The sequence below is a fragment of the Plantibacter sp. RU18 genome (assembly GCF_050613355.1).
Taxonomy (GTDB): domain Bacteria; phylum Actinomycetota; class Actinomycetes; order Actinomycetales; family Microbacteriaceae; genus Plantibacter.
The window spans coordinates 1-4,133 of record NZ_CP159620.1; the positions used below are offsets into that span (position 1 = coordinate 1).

Genomic DNA, 4,133 nt, shown 5'->3' on the forward strand with positions numbered 1-4,133 from the left:
ATGCAGGGTAGGAACTCACCCAAGTCAGGTATTCCCCGGAAATTCCTCCAGCGCGAGCGTAGCAAGCTCCCCCTCCGTCGAGCCCCTGACCTCGCCCACAACAGCCAACCTCCTGCACGAGCGCCCACAACAGCCAACCTCCTGCACGAGCGCCCACAACAGCCAACCTCCTGCACGAGCGCCCACAACAGCCAACCTCCTGCACGAGCGCCCACAACAGCCAACCTCCTGCACGAGCGCCCACAACAGCCAACCTCCTGCACGAGCGCCCACAACAGCCAACCTCCTGCACGAGCGCCCACAACAGCCAACCTCCTGCACGAGCGCCCACAACAGCCAACCTCCTGCACGAGCGCCCACAACAGCCAACCTCCTGCACGAGCGCCCACAACAGCCAACCTCCTGCACGAGCGCCCACAACAGCCAACCTCCTGCACGAGCGCCCACAACAGCCAACCTCCTGCACGAGCGCCCACAACAGCCAACCTCCTGCACGAGCGCCCACAACAGCCAACCTCCTGCACGAGCGCCCACAACAGCCAACCTCCTGCACGAGCGCCCACAACAGCCAACCTCCTGCACGAGCGCCCACAACAGCCAACCTCCTGCACGAGCGCCCACAACAGCCAACCTCCTGCACGAGCGCCCACAACAGCCAACCTCCTGCACGAGCGCCCACAACAGCCAACCTCCTGCACGAGCGCCCACAACAGCCAACCTCCTGCACGAGCGCCCACAACAGCCAACCTCCTGCACGAGCGCCCACAACAGCCAACCTCCTGCACGAGCGCCCACAACAGCCAACCTCCTGCACCCTCTCCGGCAGCCCACACATCGTTCTATACGTCTGGCATCTGGGGGACCTACCTGGGTCTTTCTGCCCGACTCACTACCCGTTTCATCCATGCTGTCGGGCACCAATTTTGAGTCGATCGGATTCGAGCCGAACAGTCATGTGGTGTGCCGCAAAAACTGCGGCACACCGGGTCGAGCAGTGCCGCAAATTTTGCGGCACTGCTATCGCTCATCGCTAATGCCAGAGGTGTGACGATCTGAGCGCGCACGAAACGAAACGCGCTGCTGGAGCCGTGGTCGTAACTAATGCCCTATGTGCGTCGTTCACCAGGACGAAAATCGAGGGCCAGGAAGATCCAGGAAGATCCAGGAAGATGCACGTATGCTACGGATTTTTTGGATGGCTGCAGCCGCCGCCTGCCCAGCAGAACGACGTCTCCTACTGGCAGCCCAGTGGGTCGTTACCCTGTCGTTTAACTCGTCATCAAGCGCGACTAAGCAAACGACTAGGTTGGGATGTTTTTCCCCTGGTCCGGTCCCGCACTTCGCGTTGCCGCGCTTCTCAATCTCCCACCCTCTGCGTGCCTTGAGGGTGGGAGATTGAGAAGCAAAAAGTGCGGGACCGGACCAGGGGAAAAGTGGGTGAGGTCGTGGTCGGTGATGACGAGCGACTGGAACATGTGCGAGGCGACGATACGAGCGTTTAAAAATTGACACATCCAGTCTCAGCGAGGAGTGTGGTGTGTCAGACGGTGACTTTCGTGCCTGTTAGGTGACAGCCCTTCTCGAAGAGGAGAATCTATGAAGTTGAAAATTTTTCGTACGATAGCGATGGGTTCACTGGTTGCTCTCGCTCTGGTTGCTGGCACGAGCGGCGCGGCAAATGCATCTACGGCAGGCCCTGCGGATCCGTTACCCCCTGCGGTGGAGCTTGCGTTTGAGAGTCGCACGGTTTCTGTGGATGGCGTTGTTTCGTTCGATTTCTCGGGTGCGTTGGAATCAGGCGTGCCGGAGGCGGTGGCTGTGGATTTTGCTCGTGGAGTAGTCACGGCCGGGGGCGTGGTTGAAAGCGCTCCGATCCTCATCGAACCGTTTGCTGGCGCTTCAGCTCGCGCTTGCTCTGGTCAAAATTCAATCACTCCGCAGTGGTACGGGAACCAAGTGCAACTTGATTCATGTATGACGAATCGAGTTTTGGGAGCCCTGAATAGCGGAGCTGGCGCTGCGGGTATCGCCGCAATTCTGAGTTCAGCGGCCGCGCCCATCGCTGCGGTTGCGGGCGTTCTCGCCGGCGTCCTGGTGGTCATGAGTGGTGCTGTAGGCATCTGTTCGGCAGACGGCAATGGGTTCGTGCTACACCAGGTTTGGACGGGGCAGTCATGGTGCACCGGGCCTTGAGAGCAACACTCACTCGCAATGGGTCTGCCAGCACGTTGTGCGTGGCTGTTTTGATCCTTCTCGTTTTGTTCCAGGTGGTCGTCTTGTTTGTTCAACCCGTCTGGTTCGGAGCGCAGTACAACCAGCTGATGCTGTCCGCCACGTTAGTTCTGATAATCGCTGGCCTCTTGTTTGCCGCCAGGCATCGACAGCAACGCTCTCAGCGCCCCTAGTCGCTGTGCCCTAGTGCAGTGGCTAGGGCACAAGCTTGAGTCTGGGGAGGGTGCTATCGCCGCCACCAGCGCGATCGCCTCAACGGAGATGCCGGAACACTCGGTGCGTCTGTGACATGGTCGGGGACGGTGGAGAGTCCAGATTCCAGCATCCGCAACGATGTCCGAAGGTCTGAGGCGTTCTGTTCGGCCGCGATCCGAAGCCGCGATTCGGCGTCCAGGCGCACCTGGAGGAACTCGATTTGTGTGCGGAGCTCGGCGGACTCGTCGGGCGCTGCCCTAGGGCGTGCGCCTGGTGCATCCGGCTCGTGCCCTAGGGCATTGCCCTGGGGCACGGCGGGGGCTTCGTCGCCGGTTTTCGGGGTGCCGGGACGAAGGCCGGCCGCGATGAGGTCACTCACCGGGATCACCCACTGGCGTTGGCTGTTCTGGAACGCATTTGGGAACGCACCAGCAGCTCGCCGTCGCTTGATCGTGTCGCGAGACACCGCACACTCATTGGCCGCGCGACTGATGGTCCAAGCCGGACGCTCAACCATCACGATTTGCACGACGTTTGACAGCTAGCCCACCGGCTTTCTGTGCGGCATTGAGCGAAATACCTAGCCGCTCGGCGATGTCGCGCCAGAGCACCCCCTCGGCCCGCCACGCGAGGATCTGCTCACCACGTTCAAAGGCTCGCCGCTCGAACTCCGCACGGGGTTCAGCTGCGATGTTGCGGACATGCCGTTCAGAGATACCAAAGCGCTTCGCGGCTTCTTTCGCCGTCATCTTCCGCACTCGCCGTTCCGGTGTCATAGCTCGCCCAACATTGCGAGCCGACGGACCTCAGCGACAGCCGCCCGTTTTGCGGCGGCTTTGGCGCTGCGTGCGGTTTGGATTGTGTGGAAGGTGGCGTCGTATTCTGCGGTGGTTTGGGCGCGGGGTCCGAGGTCGGCGCGGTTGCGGACCCAGGTGGCGATGGAGCGTGCGAGGTAGACGACTTCGGTGTAGCTGAGGGGGCCGGTGGAGAATTCGTTGGCGATGATCGTTTCGTTGATGAGGGTGGCGCGGGCGTAGACGGCGCGGTTCCAGTCGGCGGCTGGTGCGTCCCAGTATTTGCGGATGCCTCGGTAGGCCCACTGGCGGGTTTCGTCGAACAGGGCGACGTTGCGGCCGACTGCTGAGCGTTGGACGTGCTTGCGTGGGTTCCTGGCGTTCGGGAGTGCGCCGAGGTCATCGAGTGCTTTGGCGAGGTCGCGAAGCCCGTAGAGGGCATCCTGCGGCCCCCAGAGGGTGGCGTGGGAGACGTGGAACGGGTTCTTGGTGAGTGAGCCGCCGTAGCCGGGATCTCCGCCGAGAACGTCGGAGAGGCCGTGCTCGACTCGTGCCAGCAGATTCACTGGAGGGCGGCGGGCGGCGTCGGTGAGGCATACCGGGTCTTTCAGTGCGTAGACGATGTGTCCGGTCGTGGTGTGGGGGTTCAGCGCTACGTACGAGGGGTGGGGCAGGCCGAGGTTGTCCGCGATGCGGTCGGAGTCGATCAGGTCGCGGTCGGTGATGACGAGCGATTGGAGCACGTGCGAGGCGTTGGGTTCGATGTAGGGCATCGTGCCGAGCGCGGTGTCTCGAGACACCCGCCAGGTGGGGTTCCCCTTGCGGTCTGTGACTCGGGGCCGCTCAGGCAGCCACGAGTCCGGGAACAGCGTCTCGAACGTCATGACGCCAACCTATGGGAGCAACTGAAGT

Annotated in this window: 2 protein-coding genes; both read right to left on the reverse strand. The window is 62.1% G+C overall.

Going from position 1 to position 4,133, the window contains the following annotated elements; all coding sequences use genetic code 11:
• Positions 1-2,936 precede the first annotated feature (2,936 nt).
• A complete protein-coding gene (locus ABMA10_RS22330; protein WP_431031549.1) occupies positions 2,937-3,176 on the reverse strand; it encodes a hypothetical protein in 240 nt (79 codons plus the stop codon).
• Between the two features lie 23 nt (positions 3,177-3,199).
• Entirely contained in the window at positions 3,200-4,105 is a 906-nt protein-coding gene (locus tag ABMA10_RS22335) for a replication initiation protein (protein WP_431031550.1), read from the reverse strand.
• Positions 4,106-4,133 lie beyond the last annotated feature (28 nt).

What these genes read in the sequence shown, in the direction of transcription:
- ABMA10_RS22335 (WP_431031550.1), bottom strand. Translation starts at nt 4,105, where the DNA reads ATGACGTTCGAGACGCTGTTCCCGGACTCGTGGCTGCCTGAGCGGCCC.
- ABMA10_RS22330 (WP_431031549.1), bottom strand. Translation starts at nt 3,176, where the DNA reads ATGACGGCGAAAGAAGCCGCGAAGCGCTTTGGTATCTCTGAACGGCAT.